At 60.9% G+C, this 21110-nt stretch carries 1 protein-coding gene (running past both ends of the window); it reads left to right on the plus strand.

Every position in this 21110-nt window falls within one protein-coding gene, locus NFR87_RS01990, for an RCC1 domain-containing protein (protein WP_251445600.1), read on the plus strand. The gene is 70575 nt long; 34731 of those nucleotides lie to the left of the window and 14734 to its right, leaving coding positions 34732–55841 in view (codon 11578, complete, through codon 18614, partial); the first complete codon in view begins at position 1. Both codon boundaries (start and stop) fall beyond the window edges.

Here is a 21110-nt window from a genome sequence, read left to right on the forward strand (position 1 = left end):
CCTGTCGAAGTCCAGCTCAGCGGGGTCAAGGCCGTGGCCACAGGCGACAACTTCAGCGCGGCTATCCTGAAAGAGGATATGACCAATGACATCATTGCGGCCGGTGGAACGCCGGCAGCGACGCCGACCTATGCCTACAACATGTACACCTGGGGCAAGAATGTCAACGGTCAGCTGGGTCAGGGCCTGGAGGGCAATATGTTCAGCCAGCCCACCCGGACGGGCTACGCGGTGACCCAGGACGAGGACAGCGACGTACTGACGGTCTCCGCGGGCGCCGACCACCTGGTCAACTCCCACAGGGACGGTTATATGTGGAGCGCCGGCGGCAACGTCAGCGGCCAGCTGGGCAACGTCAGCCAGGTGGATTCCAGCCAGCTGGTGATGGTGGGTAGCAATGAGCTCAGCGTCCAGCCCATGACCATCACCGTATCCATGGGTGCTGCAAACGCCAAGGATATCAGCAGTCCCACCATTGGTTCGCCGGCTGTGCCCAACCCGGATCAGCTGAAGGTGTTCTACCAGTCCGGTGTGAACCTGCTCTACGCCTCCGGCAGCAAGGTGCACGTGAATGACTGGACGGCCAAGAGCCTGAACGAGAATATCTTTACCGTGACCAACAACGCCGGCACCACGCCTTGGTTCGTCACCGGCGTGAAGCGGGGCCAGGCTCAGATGGAGATCAGCTCTCCCTCGGCGCCGGGCAAGGCTTACGTGACGATCATCGTCCGTGACGCCAACGCTGGCGTGACCGATCCTATGGTGGCCGTCGGCCCGACCCACACCGTGGGTCTGAAGGAGGACGGCACGGTCTGGACGTGGGGCGACAACACCAACGGCCAGCTGGGCCGCACCGATTACAAGACCATCGGACAGGTACACTATCCCAATGATGGAACGGATTACGCCGTGTATGTGGCGGCGGGCGACGACACCACCTATATCGTCACCCACAGCGGCATGGTCTACTCCTTCGGCAAGAACGACTCCGGCCAGTTGGGCCAGGGCAGCATCGGCGCGCCGGTCACAACCGCCACTGCTATGGTGGACTCCGCCGGGGCGGTCATCCAAGACGCCATTATGGTGTCCACTTGGAAGGGCAACACCTTCGTGCTGCGCAAGGATCCCACCAGCGGCGAGACCAAGGTGAGTATCTCCGGCATCAACTATGTCCAGACGCCGCAGATCGAGGTCACCGGCATCGGCAACATCGTGGAGATCAGCGGGCCTTACGTGCGCACCAGCTCCGGTACAGTTTGGAGGATCAATGTGCCCGGTATCTCCGTCACCCAGATCAAGGGCTACGTGACGCCGGGAAGCGATGAGGATATGCCCATCGCCAAGATCGCCGCGGGTGAGGATCACCTGTTGGCCCTGGATGTGGAAGGCCACGTCTGGGCTCTGGGCGACAACACCTACGGCCAGTTGGGCGTCGATATCAGCGTCAACGACCGTACGCCCAGCCTTGCACAGCCCAAGCTGGTGAGAGGCAACGCCATCACCAATGGGCAGGTGCTGGAGGACGTGATCGCCATCGCCGTCGGCGCCAACAGCTCCTACGCTATGGTGGAGACCGAGGACGATGAGGGCAACTTCCTCCGGGATGTGTTCAGTTGGGGCGCCTCCGACCAGAGCCAGTTGGGTCTGGGCAACCTGAAGGACAATGAGCTCTATAAGGATATCGTGGACGATGATAAGAATGTGGTTCGTCCCACGCCTGTGCCCAACACCAATGCCCACCGTGAGAATCCCTTCCTGGAGATCTTCGCCGGGTACAAGGATTTCTACGCCATGGACAGCTTCGGCACCCTGTGGGGCCTGGGCGAGAACGCCAACGGCCAGATGGCCAACGGCACCACGGTGGACGCCGTCACCTACACCCTGGTGGGCGACAACGACATCCAGGTATTCATCGGTGAGAGCTACGATAACGTCATCGTTGGCGTCAACAACAGGAACACCGACTATGTGTACGACCTGGTGCTGGACGGCACGCCCAACTACTACTACTTTGACACCATCAACGGCGAATACACGCCGCTGACCGCGGGCGGCACCGCGGGCATCGATCACTACGATCAGCTGGGACAGCTGGACAACACCAGCGGAACTTACGTCCGCGCTGCCCGGGAGATCGGCGCCGGTACCCTGTACCTGGAGCCCAATAAGACCTACCTCATGGATTCCAACATCACGACGTTCCGGCTGCTCAACAGTTCGGGCAATTACGGCAACACCTACACCTATGCCACCAACGCGGGCAAGAACCCTGATGAGGTGGACTTCATGGCGGTGAACACCGTGCAGGAGACCGCTGCGGCCTATAACCAGCTGGGTGAGGTGGAGACCACCGGCTCCGGCAGCGCCGCCATTATGGTGAAGACCGCGCTGACCATTCGGAACCGCCTGCTGAAGGTAGTGGTGCTGGATGAGTACGAGGTCTACAGCAACTGGGAGAATGTTCTGAACAACAGCGGAACAACGCCCATCCATAAGCCCATGGAGACCATGGTGCAGGCGAAGACTTCCACCGGCGGCAGCCACACGCTGGCCCTGCGGGCGGACAATACGGTCTGGGCTTACGGTCTCAACGAGCATGGTGAACTGGGTATCAGCAAGGATCCCTCTCGCTCCGGCCCCTATATGAACGACGATCCCAATGGGATCATCCCCGGAGTGAAGGGCGCCGATGATCCTGTGGAGATCAAGACCTATCAGTGGACGCAGGACAGCAACGGCATCAAGATCCTGGGCGCTACGGCCAGCAAGCCCAAGTTCATCGACATCGCCGCAGGCGAGGATCACAGCCTGCTGGTGGACAGCGACGGCAACGTTTGGGCCGCCGGCTCCAACGAGTACGGCCAACTGGGCTTCGATCCCCAGGCGACCATTATGGCCACGACCGACGGCATGAACGTGCCGCTGATCACGCCTGTGGTGGTGCCTCAGGACGAGGTGGATGTGTTCCTGAAGGTGCCTGGCCTTATCGGAGTGAAGATCGTGGAGGTCTCCGCCGGCGACGGGTACAGCATGGCCCTGGCCGAGGACGGCACGGTCTATGTCTGGGGCCGCAACGACAAGGCGCAGCTGGGTCTGGACAGCACGGCTTCTTACATCTACCAGCCCACAGAGCTGCCCTTGCTCCACGCCGCTCAGATCTCGGCCGGCAAGGATCACGCGCTGGTACGCAATTACAGCGGCAACGCATATGCTTATGGCAACAACGTCATCGATCTGGATGCCGGCGGCACCGCTTACGGAAAATTGGGTCTGGATATTGGCGAAAAGGCCACTGTGAGCAAGCCGACGTACGTGTCCAACCTTGGCGCTGTGGGCGAGATCGTGGCGGTATCCGCCGGCGATAGCCACAACCTGGCGCTGACCTACATGAACAGCGTGCTTGCTTGGGGCAACAGCGAAAGCGGCCGCCTGGGCGTGGAGCCTGACGGCGTGAAGGGCCCGATCGAGCTGCTGGAGAGCCCGAAGATCGTGGAGATCTCCGCGGGCAGGGATCACTCCATGGCCCTGGAGAGCACCGGCCAGTTGTGGTCTTGGGGCGGCAACCGGAACGGCCAGCTGGGTCTGGGCATGGAGGACGAGATGTTCCTGAGCACGCCCACCTACAACATCACCTATCTGGTGGACGCCGAGGTCAGCATCAAGTCCATCAGCGCGGGCAATACCTACGGCTCTGTTTCCGATATGATCGGCCAGGTCTACGGTATGGGCGATTATACCCACGGTGAGAAGGCCCTCTTCCAGAACGACACCATGGGCGACAGCCCGGTGCTGGTGGGAGAGAAGGGCCAGCCCTCCAGCAAGCACATCGTGGTGCTGCGGGTCGGCGAGTCGGCCGATGTGCCCTACATCCTCAGCGAGCGGTTCAACCTCTATACCGACTTCCAGGAGAACGGTATCCCCACGGTGGAGAGCAAGAACAGCGGCATTGCGGAAGTGGACAGCGTGAATGTGGTCGACAGCACCTATCACGTCACAGGTATGTCTTACGGCTTTACCCACGTGGTGGTGCATTCGCCCAGCGGCAAGCAGCACATCGTCTTCTATGTCACGGTTCTGCCCGAAAACGAGAATCATCCTCTGCCCAAGGTGGCGCATATGGTGGCCGCCGGCGGCAGCCACACCGTGGCGCTGAAGGATGACGGCACCGTGTGGGCCTGGGGCGACAACAGCTACGGACAGCTGGGTGTGTCCCGCAGCTCCACCGAGCAGATCGGCATGAACCAGAACTCCTACTATTACAGCGATGTGCCCGTGAAGGTGGAGTTCCCGGATATGATGGATGGGGAGTATATCATCCAGGTCAGCGTGGGCGAGGATCACAGCGCCGCGCTGAGCAGTGAGAACCGTCTGTTTACCTGGGGCCGCAACGAATGGGGCCAGCTGGGCCAGGGCGAGCTGGCCGGCGAATGGGTGGATGTGCCCACTGAGGTCATCCTCAGCACCGAGAAGGTGGCGAAGCCGGCTAAGGTAGTCGCGGGCAACCAGCACACTGCTGTCCTGACTGAGGACGGCCAGGTCTACACCTTCGGTCACAACCATTACGGTCAGCTGGGTCTGGGCGTCCAGGACGTCAACAGGCACATGACGCCGGAGCGGGTCAAGGGCATGAGCAAGGTCATCGACCTGTCTGAGGGCTCCAGAAGCGATACGGTGCACGCGGTGCGGTATGACGGCACCCTGTGGGCCTGGGGCGACAACCAGTATGGCCAGATCCACAGCACCAGCGGCCAGCAGTATTACTACAAGCCCATCCTGGCCAAGATCAACACCGACTGCAACTACTATAAGTGTCCCAGCTGCGGTGACATCCACCGGGAGATCGATCTGACCTTCCAGGGCAATTCCGCTATGGGCACCATAGAGGCGGTTTGTCCCAGCTGCGGCGGCAGTATCGACCAGGATGCGGATCTGGATCACACCGACAACGTTCTGGCCGGAAAGCAGATCCTGAAGGTCTACGACGGCATGAACCACAGCCTGGCGCTGCTCAATGACGGCCACATCATCTCCTGGGGCGGTAATATGTACGGCCAGCTGGGCAATGGCTCCGTCAGCCAGCAGCAGGAGGGCGCATGGCCCGTGGTCGTGGGCGATCCCGGCGATGACGGCATGGGTGAATATGTGGTGGCAGTGTCCGCCGGCTCCGTGCACAACATCGTTCTGACCGCCGACCAGACTATGTATGTCTGGGGCGAGAGCCAGCAGGGCCGCCTGGGTCTGCAGAAGGACGGCGAGAGCATCGACGTGGGCGTCTATGTGCGCGAGCCGAAGCTGCTGACCTATCACGACACCAAGGGAACAGACGATCCTGACGACGACACCGATGAGCCTTATCTGGGCACTCTGGTGGCGGCGGGCGGCAGCCATACCGTTATGGGCCTGGCGCGCTCCTATGTGGACACCAACGCGAACCCGCCCAAGACCATCTACTATGGCCCGCTCTATGCCTTCGGCAACAACGGCATCGGCCAGGTAGGCAACGGCAGCAACGTGAACGCCGAGGGCGCCAAGCCTGAGAGCACATACCTGCCGCAGTGGGTTCGGGGCAAGGACGCCTACATCAAGCCCGGCAACATCGTCATGCCCGTTACGGCCAAGATGGATGTGGAGGGCCGGATCGACAAGTTCTATATCGCCAACGACGAATATCATCCCGTCTCCAATGACGAGGTGAAGTGGATCGTGGTGAAACAGCGGGATGAGAACGAGGTGGAGATCCCCGACGCCACCCCCGACGTCATCGCGAAGATCATCGGCCACTCCTCGACCAGCAGTAATCCCAATATGTACACGCTGCAGGCCAACAAGATCGGTTCCGGCCGGCTGCAGTTGATCGACGTGGCCTCCGGCTACACCATCGACACCGGCGTAGTGGTCACCAGCCGTGATACCGTCCGTGCCGGCGTGCTGGTGGAGGATAACGTGGATCGGGCCAAGGATCCCACTGTCAGCCCCAACCTGGCGGTCTTCCCCCACGGCATGGACGCCCTGTTGGATCGCGGCTTCCTGGGCGCGGGCGAGGTTCAGTTCCGTAACGGCCAGTTCGAGTTGGGCAACGTGCCCGCGGCTCTGGCCACGGCTGCCAACGCCGCCGCGCCGATGCCGGCGGGACAGTCCTCCGCTAAGCTGGCCAACGGCTATGTGGTCTTCGTAGAGCCCATCCCCGGCACACCTGACCGGGTGACGGTGCGTATCGTTATGGCCGTTAACACCGACGATGTAAGCCTCTGGGGTACGGATGCCAGCGGAAACTACATCGACCTGGTGGCCAACGCGGGCACCACCGGCGTAAGCGCCACGGTCTATGGCCCGCTGCGCGGTACGGCGCCGCAGTACGAGCTCAATCCGCCGGCAGGGGCTATGGTGACCATTATGGACTCCGCGGGCAACTTTGTCCCGACGCCGCTGGTGAACACCGACTACTATGCCTTCTATAATGTGCCGGTCAATCAGCTGGAGAACCTGTATATCCGCTTTACCAACACCCAGAACCTGGCGGACTACGCTTACGAAGCGTGGGCCAAGCTGGTGCTGGCCCGGGAGTCCAGGGATACGACCCTGGGCAGCGGCTACGCCGGCAACGAGGGAACCGGCCCGGATCACAACATGCCGCAGACCTATCAGACCCCCGGTCTGGGACAGAACATTGCTGACACGGTCTACAACGTTAAGGATGTGAGCATCCTGATGCCCGGGCCCACTGCCAGCGCCAGCACCCAGCCCAGCTACTACTACGCCATCATTGAGAACGACGCCATGACCGACCGGTCTCAGGCGCAGGACGGCAGCGAGATGGTCACCGAGGTCAACGTGTACCTGCAGGCGAACTCCGGCGTTGCGACCATGACCATCGGCGGTCAGCAGGCCAATGCCCTGCACCGTGCCCGAGTGGATGCGGCTGAGCTTGTCTACGAAAGCGCCAAGCGCGATTACGATCTGGCCTATAACCTCTGGTATGGCGCCGGATCGCCGGCCACCGGAACGCTGAAGACCAACATGGACAACGCGCAGGCCGCGATGATGGCGGCGCAGGCTACGGTGAATGATCTGCTCATGGAGCTGCATCCGGCGGAGCACGAGGTGCAGACCGTGGATGTACCCGCCAACACGCAGGAGCAGAACGTGAGCTATACCATCACGGAGCCGATCCACAACACCTCGACCAGCGGACAGGTGAAACTGCTGCGCAGAGACTATGCGCTGTCCCTGAGCGCGGTCAGTGCCCAGGTCAACGGCAAGACCTATGGAGCCACCAGCCTGGGGAACTATGAGTACGCCCTGCCCATCCCGGCAGATGAGCTGACCCGGGCGGGCAACATCATCAGCCTGCTGAAGGCCGATGCCCGGATCAAGGACATCACCAACCTCCAGTTCCTGCCCGGCGGCTCCAACACCAGCACTACGCTGGAGACGGTGAGCACCGCCAGCCAGGTCAACTACAGCCTGATCCTGGCGGACGACTGGACTGCCCAGCTCAACGTGCGGATCTATGTCACGCCGGATAAGACCAAGTATGTGGATCAGCTCTATCTCATCCACATCGTGCCCACCAGCCTCTTTGTGGCGCTGGATGACGAGCCGGCGACCGGCCTGCCCGAGTTGACCCGGCCGGACGGCAAGCGCTACGAGGGCAGCCTGAAGGATGTGCCCGCCGGTAATGAGGAGATCAAGGTCACCCTGTTCACCTCTGAGCCGGGCAGCAGCGTGCGGCTGAGCAACGGTACCTACGGAACCTGGAGCAGCTGGGCCGCTAAGGTGGAGCAGGTACTGACCATCCGGGATGGCAACCAGAGCGCGGATACCAGCGCTACCCCGGCGAACTACTACTTTAACGGTGCGGACTATGTGGATGTGCCCTTCCAGGTTCGCAACAGCGCCGGCCTCATTGAGAACAAGACCATCCGCATCTACAAGGCGGAGGCCGATCCCAGCCTGAAGACGGTGGAAGTGGAGTTTGGCCAGGTCTACAGCGACTCCGCAGAGCCTGGCAACACCGCCACCAAGGCGACAGCCCGGTACGACGAGACCAACGGCTACTATTATGTGACCGCCACTGCCACCGCGCTGAGCCAGACGGGCGCCGCGGCCGATGAGATCATTGTCACGATGAACCAGGCCAACGGCCTGATCCAGGGCATCTACTTCTCCGAGGCGGACGCCAACGCGGCTCTGCCCGGAACAGGCGGCGTACCCGGAAGCCTGAGCTGGCCCGGCACCAGCGGAACGTTGGATGTGCCTCTGAACACCGACGGCAACAAGGCATGGTATTACATCGTCAACGGCTCTGCCAACCTGGCCAACTGGGAAGTGAACCCGCTGGTGATCGTGGTGCTGAACGCCGATATCATTGCGGCAAGCGCCGGCTCCGGCGTCAAGGTGCACCAAACCACCGCCAACCTGGATTACCTGTTCACTACCGCCGGCAGCCCGCTGGATCTGGGCGGCAATGTGGAGACCGCCGCGCGGGACACCTACACCGTGCGCATCAATCGGCCCACGGACGGGAAACTGGATGCCGTGGTGTATGTAAACGATCCCTTCACCAAGGTCACCCTGAACGGTGTGGATTACTACTCGCCGGTGGCCGTGGTCGAGACCGATCTCGTCACCGGACAGTCCGAGACCCGCTACAAGGTCACGATTCCCAATGTGACCCTGACGGCAGAGGAGGCCGGCTATACCAGGCTGACGCTGACCACTTGGGCGGAGGATATAGGCGGCTTCTCCATCAGCAAGCAGTACGATCTGGTCTACACCTATGCTGACCGGAACGGCGCGCTGAAGCTGGTGGAAGGCATCAACAGCCTGCAGGCCACAGATATTTACCCCTCCAACATCGTGAACAAGATGGAGAACGGCCAGGAGGTCTTTGATTACTACCGGATCGCGGTGAAAAATGGCGTCAATACTGTGGATCTCCACGCTGTGGCGGAGATGACCAGCACGAAGGTGTCCATCAGCCTGACCGGCATCAGCTATCTGGGCAGCGGTACCAACGATTATACCTATCCCCAGATCCAGCTGCCTGCCGCACCCGCACCCGGCAATGATTACCTGCTGGAGGCCTATATCCAGACGCAGGATGAAAGCGGCAACGTGAAGGTCTACAAGGTGCACTTCGTCCGTCCGGGCGGAAGCACGGATGTGGAGATCTACGCCGATCCCAACGTGGATACCGCGGCGGCGTTGGGTGTGAAGAGCACCAACACGGTAAGCAGCAACGGCTGCACCGACACCACAGTGAAATACTATCTGAAGGAGCTGGCGCAGGGCACCACCCAGTTCACCATCCGCGGCGTTACCTCGGACGAGTATGCCCAGGTCTACGTGGGCCCGGTGGGCTATGTTCCCAGCGCGACGATCGTGACCCAGCTCCATGGCTCGATCAGCAGCGTCAACGCCAGCGACTGGGCAGTCCATAAGCAGGATCGGACGTATAACATCGACGAGACCCTGAAAGCGGCGCTGTATGGCGATGGTCTGTACTATCCTGTCTATGTGCGCTCTGAGGACGGCCAGAAGAGCACCCTCTATATCGTTCAGGTGTGCTGGAGCACGGACAACGCCTCCATCGACACCATCACGGTGAATTATACCCATGGCGCGACCCAGGTGCCGCTGACCAGCGAGGCGTTCTATACCAAGACGGAGGACAACATCTACTGGTACGAGGCCTACCTGCCCAGCGATATCACCGTCAATACGATAGGCAGCGATATCATGCCGTACCTGAGCAGCATTACGGCCCGGCCCAAGACCCCCGCCGTGGCGCACATCCTGATCGACGACGATCCCTTCACCAGCGCTCCGGGCACGCCGGAGAGCAATCCCGCCCGGTATCAGATCGATGCCAGCACCGGCGAGCGGGAGCGGTATGCGGTCAATGTGAAGAGGCTTACGGATACCGACGGCACCGAGTACTCGGTGGTTTCCATCCGGCTGTTCACCAGCGAGACTGACTATGAGCAGATCAATCTGAAGCTGATCTATCTGTCGGTGGACAACACCATTCAGAAGGTGACGGCCAACCCGAACAGCCCCGACGAGAACAGCACCACTACCTTTGCTACCGACGTTTCCAATGGAACGACATTGACAGACGCTTACCATGTATTCATTCCTGACACAGGCGCGGCTTACTACATCCCCGACGTGAACATCCAGATCACCGCCCCCGGCGGTGCGATCCAGGTGGATCAGCCGGCGACGTATGAGTACCGGGTCAGCGACAGCGCGGGCAATGTGCGCTTCAATGACAAGATGGTACAGCAGAGCCAAAACTATCCCACCAACGGCCCGACCAGCTACACCATGGATCTGAGCGTGAACTCGCCCTTCGGCGAGCGCCGGGTCAAGGAGATGGAGATGCGCCGGAATAAGGTGGGCACAGCAGAGAACAATATGACGCCTGCGCAGTATGCTGCGGATTTGGCCGCAGAGTACGCGACCTACACAAAGGACTATAAGCTGTGGCTCACGCCTGCTGACACCAACCTGGGCGCCGACACCTTCCTCTATATGAGAAACGGCGAGAACCTGTGGGCCAGGGATGTGACTCTGGAGGGCAGCACCTTCCATGTCTTCGACTATCAGAGCAATACCGTGGCCAAGCAGGTCTACTTCAAGTCCAAGTCTACCCAGAGCTACATTACGATCTACGAGAGCGACGTCAATGGAACGATCGGCAGCCTTGTGGCCCAGAGCACGATCAGCTCCCTGACGGTGAACAACATGGACATTGTTCTGAACAATGGCCTGACCGCCGTCAGCGACTACTTCGTCATCCGTGTCAACTCCAGCCAGCCGGGTATGACCGACCTGCACCGGGATTATCTGCTGCACATCGAGCCTATGAGCGCGGACACCTCCGCGGAGGTCACGGTGACCTACAGCACCTGGCTCAGCGGTACGGAAGAGGTGCGCACCGCCACCTACACGGTGAACAGCACCAGCGATCCGCTGGTGGTGCCCATCGCCATGGATACACAGCAGGTGAAGGTGGAAGTAAAGCCCACCAACATTTACGCCAAGTCCTACGTGGATGTGGACGGCACCTACTATCCCCTGACACCCGGCTACCCGACTGCCTTCTGGGATACCAAGAGCTATGGCTCTTCGGATACGGCGAACGTCCCGGTGGTGGATCCGGTGGTCAATCCCGCGGGTACGGTGTATGCGCATGTGAGAGCGCAGGACGGCACCATTTACAGCACGCCCATGGGCAACGGCTATACCATCAACTTTGAACGTCAGAGCGATGAGGCCACGGTCATCAAGGTGGTAAACAACAGCAAGCAGCCCACAGACGACTGGTACCAGGCTAAGGTGGAGGGCGAGAACCAGGATATCTTCGTGCTCTACATCGACGAGTACAGAGCCCCCATTGGCGACCAGTATGCCCAGGCGATCATCACACCTTGTACCGGCGCCTATCTGCGGTACATGGACAAGACCGCGGGCGATCCCACTGTGGCGGACGATCCCGCCTGGAGCGCCTGGACCACCACCGGCGGCATGGATCTGACCACGCCGGCGCCTGGTCTGGCCCGGGGCGAGTACGTCATCGAAGTCCGCTCGCAGAGCGGTCTGGTGACGCGGCAGTACACGCTGAAGATCATGGATAAGTCCGACGACGCCACCGCGGGCTTTACCATCGCGGAGGACACCACCAACCATTACAATGTGCTCGCCAGCGATAAGGAAGACACCACCGGCGTATTCTTCGACAGCGCCACCGGCTCTTACCTGGGCTGGGCGCCGGAGACCAGCAACGCCACCTTCCGCATCAAGCCCACCGATCCGTACGCCAAGGTGATCTATGTGGAGGAGCTGAACAGCATCACCGGCGGTAAGGGCAGCGGTACCGTCCTCAGCGGCTGGACTGCGCCCGACGGAAGCGCCTATACCTATGGCGACGCCATGGTACTGGGCGGCATTCCGGCCGGCAGCACGCCGAAGTATTACCTGGTGGAGATCGAGCCTCAGAGCCAGAAGAACGGCGCCACCGAGACCCACCTGCTGACGGTGTACCGCAGAGATGCCAGCGTGGACGTGAACTACGTGGAGGTCACCGACAGCACCCAGACCGACCGGGTGAGCAGCCTGACCAGAGACAACGACACGGCCAACTTCATTGCCCGCGAGAACAGCTTTACGCTGGATATCGAGACGGTGAACGCGCCCGGTCAGGCCTATATCGAGGAGTTCAAGGGCATCAAGCTGAGCAGCCCGGTGCAGCATCACCAAGTCGCCCCCTATGCCCTGTCGGTCAGCGCCGGCGCCAATGAGACGGCGAGCTTCCTGGTCAAGGATGTGGCCTTCTACAAGGACGACGACCACACGCCCAACGCCAAGCACCAGTACAGCGCGGTATTCTACCGTGCTACCCACGATGTGGGGATCGGCCGGATCATTGCCATCTATGATCTGGACGGTGAGAAGGACGTCATCAGAGAGGCCACGCCGCGTCCGGAGAATCCGACGGTCTATGAGGTCTCTGTGCCTGAGAACGCGCGCAATGTCAAGGTGGGCGTCACGGCGATCAATCCCTATACCGAGCTCTATCACCTGGACAGCACCAACTTGGTGCCGAGCAGCAACCTGAACGGTGTGAGCCCTGTGGTTGGCGAGCAGCTGCGGTACCGGGTGGATCCGTACAACATGATCATGAACGACACGGATCGGCCCATCGTGAGCCATTTCGCGGCGGTTGCCTCCTCTGGAGAGCGGCAGCAGGCTTACAGCGTGCGGATCTATAAGGATGAGACCAGCGCGGCGCTGGGCGATACGGCCTATGGCGTGGAGTTGGGCGGCAACTACATCAACCCGCTCAGCGTCAACGGCGTGTTCCTGAACGGCCAGCGGCTGGAGACCCAGGGCAACGGCAGCTATTACGGCGTGGTGGACACCAAGGAGAACGCCAGCCTGACCGTGGTGCCTTACAACGGCCTGGCCAAGGTGACCCTGAAGGATGACAGCGGTAAGGTCGTGGGCGTCAAGACCGGCGGCGGTGTGTTTGAGGGCCTGCCCATCAAGACCACCGGTGTGACCACTTACGAGGCCACGGTGGAGTCCGCAGACGGCTCGGCCAAGCAGACCTACAGCATCGTGCTGGATTACGTGGAACAGAACAGCACGGAGCTGTCCGCCATCACCATGGAGAACGCCCTGCAGAGCAGCACCAATACCTTCCAGGTGGCGGCCGGCGAGGTGACGCTGCCCGACGGCAGCACGGTGTACATGGCCCGTGTGCCCGACAAGACCACTGCGGTCAGCGTGACCTTCAACGGCGTCAATGCCCAGCAGGTCATCACGGCTGAAAAACAGGTCATGGTCACCGACATAATCAACGGCGTGCCCACCCAGGTGCCCGAGCTGACCGCGCTGGGTACCGGCACCGGTGAGCTGACAGTCCAGGTGCCTCTGACCCTGGATGTGAACCAGGTGAACTATACGGTGACGGCTGCCGGCGGCGGCGTACCTGCCAACGGCATCCTGTACATCATCCGTGTGACCCAGCCGCTCAAGACGCTGATGGTGGACGGCACGGAGCCCACGCAGACCACGACAGGCTACAGCTACGTGGCGCCGAACGACGCGGAAAAGGTAACGGTCACCGCCACGGCCAACAGCCAGTTTGCCAAGGTGAGCGTCAACGGCAGCACCCCGACCTTCCACACCGCTACGGTGGAAGTAACGGTGCTCCAGCCCAACTGCGTGGTGCCGCTGAAGATCTACACCTATCCCTACAGAGAGGAAGACGCCATCAATACCAGCCTGGTCATCACCCGGATGGGCCCGGCGTACAACCTCAACTATCTGGGCAGCAGAGAGATGGGCGACACCAGCGCGAACACCACTCAGGTGCCCAAGGACAGCCATGGCCGCTATGTGCTGACCATGCCCGCCACAATCAGTGGAATGGAGCTGCATGCCTATACAGCCGATCCCGCTGATGAGCTGGTGCTGGTGAAGCAGGGCGCGACCGGCAGCGTGCAGGTGCAGCCTGAGTTGGGCTACCCGCAGAGCAGCGCCACCCAGAAGTGGTATCTCTGGAACCTGAACGTGCCGACGGCCGACAGAGACAACTACAAGCTGGTTGTGATCCACGCTGGAAAGGCGATGGAGTATGACCTGATCACGGCCAAGGAGAACAACATCACCGGTCTGTCCAAGATCGTGGTGAACGAGGGCCTGAGCACGCGCAACGAGTTGACCATCAATCCCGGCTGGGATGATTACACGGTTACCGTGCCGCAGGATATGACCACTGCGCATGTGACCATCACAGCGGCCGATCCGCTGGCGACACTGACCAGCGGCACCGCCACCGGCCAGGGCGGCCTGGATCTGAATGTGGCCCTGAACGGCGCCGGCGCGAACGTATCCTTCACGGTGACGGCGCTGGATGGCACGGTACGCAACTATACACTTGCACTGGTTCAGGCGCTGAGCGCGACTGAGCTTGGGTCTGTGTACCTTGGCGACAGAGAGCTGACGGCAGTCAACGGCATCTACAACGCGACGATGGATGTGACCAACGGCTCTGCGCAGCTCATCATCCGGGCCAGGGACGGCGCGACTGTCCGGGTCTACGATGAGAACGGCGTCAACGAGATCGCCACCGGCGGCGCGACCCTGTGGAACAACCAGATCCCCGTGACGGCGGGCAAGGTCAACCGGTACGTGATCGAAGTGACCGCGGCCAACGGTTCGACCACAAAGAAGTATGGACTTACCCTCCGGGCTGATAACTTCGCCGTGGGTGTGGAGAGCTTTGAGGTTCGGAAGGATTCCACCAACACCGCGCTGAGCGCACTGCCCTACGTCGCTGTGACGCCCAAGGATACCGACGACCGGGTGTACGAGGTGGTTTTGGATCCCGCCGACCGGTATGTGGACTTCAAGGTGACAGCCAAGGACTACAGCAATAAGGTGGAAGAGGGCTGGCCCATGTTTGCCAACCTCGCCGTGCCCGGAGCCAACAGCATTGTGGCGCTGAGCACCGGCGCCGGCATGGGCGAGTTCCGCCTGGATCTGAACGCGCTGGATCAGGTGCTCAACACCGCCAACGGTACCATGTATCCCTTCAAGGAGATCTATGTGCCCGTGTTCGTACGCACCCAGTACGAGTATGACAGCAATGGGGACAATGTGCTGGACGCCACCGGCAACGCCTACACCATGGAATACACCCTGAAGCTCATCCGCTCCAACAACGATGCCACGCTGCGGATGATCACGGTGAATACCAACTCGGCCAACCAGACCTGGGACAACAATATTCTCGGCCAGCAGCTGGCCGACATGATCCCGGCGCCCTATGCCAATGATAAGGGTGAGATGGTCTACACGGTCACGGTGGATGAGAGCGACACCGCCCTGAAGGTGGTGCGTCTGGAGGCCACGGATACCTATGCGATGCTCTCCGCCGGCATCAACACCGCGGCCAATCCCACGGTGGCGAACAGCGCTGCCTGGCAGATGGATAACATCAGCATGACGGATGAGGTCGTGCGGATCCAGATCAAGATCCGGGGCGAGGAGGCTGAGGCCAATGACTTCACCACCTCCTGGCTGGAGATCTATCAGGAGAGCAGCAATGCCGAGCTGAAGGAGCTCTATCTGACCCAGACCCTGGCCAACGGCGAGAAGCTGCGCACGGACGCCCACCAGGTTGCGCCGGGCTCCAACAATTACGTGGCCTATCTGTCCACCGATAATGTCAGCGCCACGCTGACGAATGTGGACGTGACCGCCGTGGCGCAGAAGATGTTGGCGCAGGTAAGCCTGACCGGGCCCAACGGCGCAGCCGGCCCCGACAAGGGCAGTGTGACCTACACGGAGACGGCGCTAACCGACGGTATCATGTATACCATCACGGTGCAGCCCTCCAAGGCCAGCGCGGCGGCGAAGACCTATACCTTGACCGTCCACTTCATTGACCTGGAGCTGGGTGTGGTGAAGGTGGATAATGTGGATATCATGCCCAACTTCTACACCGAGACCATCGACGGAGTGAACAGCGTAGTCTACTACGCTGTGGTCAGCCCGGCCACGAAGGAGAACGTGTCTCTGGAGCTGGAGACCCACAACCAGAACACCACTGCCAGCGGCGGTACCGTGATTCCCGACGCCTTCCTGACAGTGAGCGACATCAACGGCACAGCAGTGGATCCCACGCCTGCCGACGGCAACCAATTCTATAAGCTCAGCCAGAAGCTGGCTGAGGGTGAGCGCACGCAGTTCCAGGTGCGGGTAGGCTCCGATGCGGCGCCCGGCACGCGGGTCTATAAGAACCACTATGTGCGCGTCTACCGTACCAGCAGCGAGACCAGGCCCCAGGAGGTCATCATCCACTACTACGATGACCAGGGCGTCTATCAGTCTGTACCCGCGGTGCTCAACGGGACCCGATATGAGGCATACCTGCCCATCTACGCTACCAAGGCGGATGTGGAGATGATCGGCCCCAGCGATCTGTCCTACCTGCTCCTTGGCCCGGAGAGCATGACCGGTATGACCCAGGCTGTCCGCAAAGAGTACACGGTGGAGAACGCCCCGCTCAACGGCAGCCAGACCGACTTTGACATGACCGTGTGGGCGGTGGATAAGACCGTGGGCAAGTATACGGTCACCATTTACCAGGTCAGCGACGGCCTGGAGACCGTAAAGGTGGACGGCCAGGAGGCCACTGTCCGCCAGGCCGAGATCTATGGCCAGACCGTGGATCTCTATGAGGCCATGGCCAGCACCCTGCATCCCACCGTGGCGGATGTGTACATCAAGACTGTCAGCACCCAGGCTGAACTGAAGGCCGGCCCCACCGGTGGAACCCTGACCGAGGGCGCCAACAGCCTGTGGACTGATCCCGCCTACGCACTGCAGCCCTACACGGCCACCACGCCGGTGACCTATTCCGAGATCCAGATCGTCTACGCCTCTTATCCCGGCGCTACCGAGAATACGGCCTACCTGCGGATCTATCAGCAGGACGCCAACGCCAACCTGCTGAAGGTGGAGCTGAAGTACACGACCGACCTGGATGAGGAGCTGACGACGCAGCTGCAGTACAACAGCGCTGACGGCATGTACTACGGCGCGCTGCCCTCCACGGCGCTCAGCGCGGAGATCACCGCCTGGTCCGAGCATCCCATGGCCACGGTGACTGTGAACGGCGTGACCGGTACAGGTTCCGCTACCGCGCCGGTGAATGTGACCGCACTCCAGACGCCCGGCGGCAGCCCCATGAGCTTCGCGATCAGCGTCACCTCTACGGACGGCAGCACGACCCAGCCCTACACAGCCAATGTGGAGAATGTGGATCTGTCGCTGAAGTATGTGCGGGCCGAAGAGAAGACTATCCAGGCCAAGACCTTCAACCTGTCCTATAATACCATCGACGGCCAGAAGGTTCGGTACTACGTGGACAGCAGCGGAAACAATACCATCGGCGGCACCACCTATGATCCCGCCATGCAGTTCCAGGCCCAGGTGCAGATGAACGACAACAATGGCTCCCTGCAGGTTTGGGTCAACGGCACGCCTGTGCCCGTGAGCCCGGCAGACCTGTGGTCGGTGGGCATGTATCCCGCCAGCGCCGGCGATCCGCAGAAGATCCGTATCGTGGCCAGCCAGAGCACTACGCCCTTCACCGGTGCCGATCCCATCTTCTTCAGTGCGGAGTACTTCCTCTACCTGTACCGCAACGATGCGGAGGCGGCTCTGGAGCGGGTGACCCTGAACTACGCGGGCCACAGCCAGGACGCTTACGCGGAGAGCGACGGTGAGCACTTCACGCTGTACGTGCCTCTGGATGTGGATACAGGCGACCTGGTGTTCAAGGCGGTGTCTGACGGCGCCAAGGTTTGGGTGAGCGAGGATTCTGCGGCCCATCCCATCGATCCCGACGACGAGTCCACATTCCAGACGCTGACCATGGAGCGCGGCGCCCGTACGCTGCATGACCACACTGTTCTGGATACCCAGGGCATTTACAAGTATGCCATCCTGGTGCAGTCCTCCAACGGTACCCAGCGCAGGCTCTACGGCGCCCGGATCACGAAGGTGGATGTGAACCTGAAGACCCTGGAGGTCAAGGGCGACGCCGGCGGCGAATACGTGAACGTGCTGCCCACGAAGGGCGTGCTGACCCTGGATGACAAGCAGTTCGATTACTACAAGGCATACGTGCCCGATCCGGACGAGAACCTGCAGGATCTGCTCAACGCACTGATCCACGCGGTGGCCGAGGATGCAGTCAACACGGAAGTGGAGATGTATCTGGTCAACGGCAGCACGGAGACCCCGATCAGCAAGTCCGCCGCCGACGGCGCGGATGTGTGGAAGACCGCGCTGCTCTCCGGCAATGGCGCGACCCGGGTGAAGATCGTGGTCAAGGGCAACGAGAACACCCTGCCCGGCAGCAGTGTGCTCCAGAAGATCTCCTACCTGGATATCTTCCGCAGCAACGGCAACACCAAGCTTAAAGAGGCCCAGCTCATCTACGATGAGACCATGTCTGACGGCACGCTCATCGCGCACAATGAAAAGCCGGTGACGCCGGAGGCGCAGGTGCCTGCCCAGCCCGCCGCCGTACCTAACTATGTGCCGGAGGATGTGGTGGACTTCACCATCAAGGCCACGGCGGAAGAGGCCAATGCCAAAGTCCTCATCCGGATCTACGATTCCAGCACGCCGCTGTCCCCCAGCAACTTTAGCAGCACCATGACCAATACTGCCACCACCCAGCTGAGCTTCAACGACGGCCAGAGTGTCGCGGAAGAGGTCATTGTGGAAGTGGGCGTGTGCGTCAACGGCCTGGTCAGAAGCAGTTATATCCCGGTGCGCCGGGTGCTGAAGACCAGCGAGAAGGTGGAAGTGAACGGTATTCTGGTCAACACCTTCGAGATGCAGGATGAGGGCGAGATCCTGACCAATGGCGTCACGCCCTCCGGCAAGGAGGTCAAGGTCTACCTGGCCTTTGTGGATCCCACGCTGACTACGGGCTGGAGGATCGTATACGACGGCAAGCCGCAGACCAAGGTGAAGCTGTATGCCGATCTGACGACCTTGGCGGACGGTACGAACGTGCCGCTGCCCGGCAATGTTTCCGACGCCCTGACTGTGACCGGGACTCTGACGGGTCATGACTACACCAAGGCGCTGATCCGCGGCATCGAGTCCAGCACCAGCGACCGGTTGGTGAACCGTGAGTACATTCAGCTGATCGGATATGACACCCATGACGAGCTGGAGCGCGTCACGCTGAAGTATACCCTCAATGGCGAAGTCCATGAGGTGGACGCCACTTGGGATGCAACCAACGGCAAGTATATCGTCTATGTGGATCAGAGCCTGGTGGCCAACATCCAGAACGCGAAGACCGATATCACCGCAGTGACGGACAGCGTCCTGGCGCCTCATGCCCAGGTGAGCGTGAACAGCACGGCTGACGCCGACTACAGCACTCACGTGGATACCGAGACCGATGTGGCCCTCACTGTGGGCGGTACGACAACGGTGCCCATCTATGTCAAGAGCACCATGGCCTACGTCAACGGTACCGCGCCCACGCAGTACGACCTGGATATCATCCCGGTGGATCTGGGCCTGGACGATGTGACGGTGAAGACCGGCAGCACGATGCCCACGACCTATCAGGCTACCGCGCCCACCAATGCGCTCCTGCCCTGGACGGTCTCCATTCAGCCCATGAAGGATCTGCCGGAAGAGGCCGGCGGGAAGCCCAGCAACACAGCTGCGGCGCCTGGCCAGATCGTGCTGCGCTATGGCTATCTCAAGCAGCCCGACGCGCCGATGAACGCAGCGCAGCAGCCGCTGTACGACATGCTGCTGGCCGAGTACATCAGGATGTCCAGCAACTTCCCCTCCGATTACAAGGGCGCCACCTGGGCTGACTTTACGGATCCCAACGTGACGCAGGCGGACTATCAGCTCTATCTCACCGATCCCAGCAAGGCGAAGGGCACCTATGCCGGCCTGGTCTGGACAGACGTCAACGGCCAGTGGACGGTCTTTGACGGGGTGAACCATGTCTATGAGCAGGTGGAGATCAACGACGCCGCGGACGCCAAGACCATGGTGAAGATCCAGGTAGGCTATGACAGCAACGGCGACAAGACGCCGGAGGGCTGGCGTACCCACAACCTGGTGATCACCCGGAAAAACGATAACGCGGCTGAGCTGGATCCGCTTGGCAGTGTGGAGATGAACACGTCCACCAACATACCGAACTACAATGACCTGAAGACAGCCAAGCAGATCCGGGAGAGCAACAAGCTGGTGCAGAACATCTCCGGCCTGCTGAGCACGAAGGTCGTCAACGGTGTCGAGACGAGGACGTACGGCTATGGCCTGGCGCCTTCGAAGATGGGCACCTACACCACCTTCTATCTGAAGCTGTCGCAGATCAATATCGGCACGGTGAACGAGCTGTATGCCTCTTACACCTCCGGCGGTTTGGCGACCACCCTGTACAGCTCCACTTCGCCCACCGTCAACGCCAGCACGCTGACGCAGATGGCCAACGACCAGCTCTATTGGGCCATTCCCGTGAGCAGCAGCAACCTCAGCGATGTGACGACTGTGACGGTAGACGCCGTGGCGGAATCCGGCCGAGTGGTGCGCTATGTCATCAACCTCTACTGGATCAACAGTATCGCTGAGTTGGATGAGAAGGTAACCACCATCGCTACCAACCACTATGATCCCAGCATTACGCCGGATGTGACCCACGACAGCAATATTCCGGCGGAGAACTACTACGGCTTCTATGTCAGCCAGAAGTATGTCAGCAGGGCGAATAACCAGACCTGGGTCGACCTGGCGCACATCTTCGCCAAGGAGAACCTGGCGCAGCTGCGGATGGCTACCATTGAGCTGAACATCAACGGTCTGACGCAGCGCTATACCGGTGTGACGGAGGACAACCAGGGCAATCCCATCAAGGTGCCCGTGGAGTTTGACGCCAACGGCGTGGGGTATCTGGACTTTAAGATCATCTCTGAGGATGAGATTGCGTCCAATGATTACTCCTTCGAGCTTCACATCCTGTCCAATAACGGCGA

The organism is Vermiculatibacterium agrestimuris, from assembly GCF_943193085.1.
In the GTDB taxonomy this organism is placed as follows: Bacteria; Bacillota; Clostridia; order Oscillospirales; family Oscillospiraceae; genus Vermiculatibacterium; species Vermiculatibacterium agrestimuris.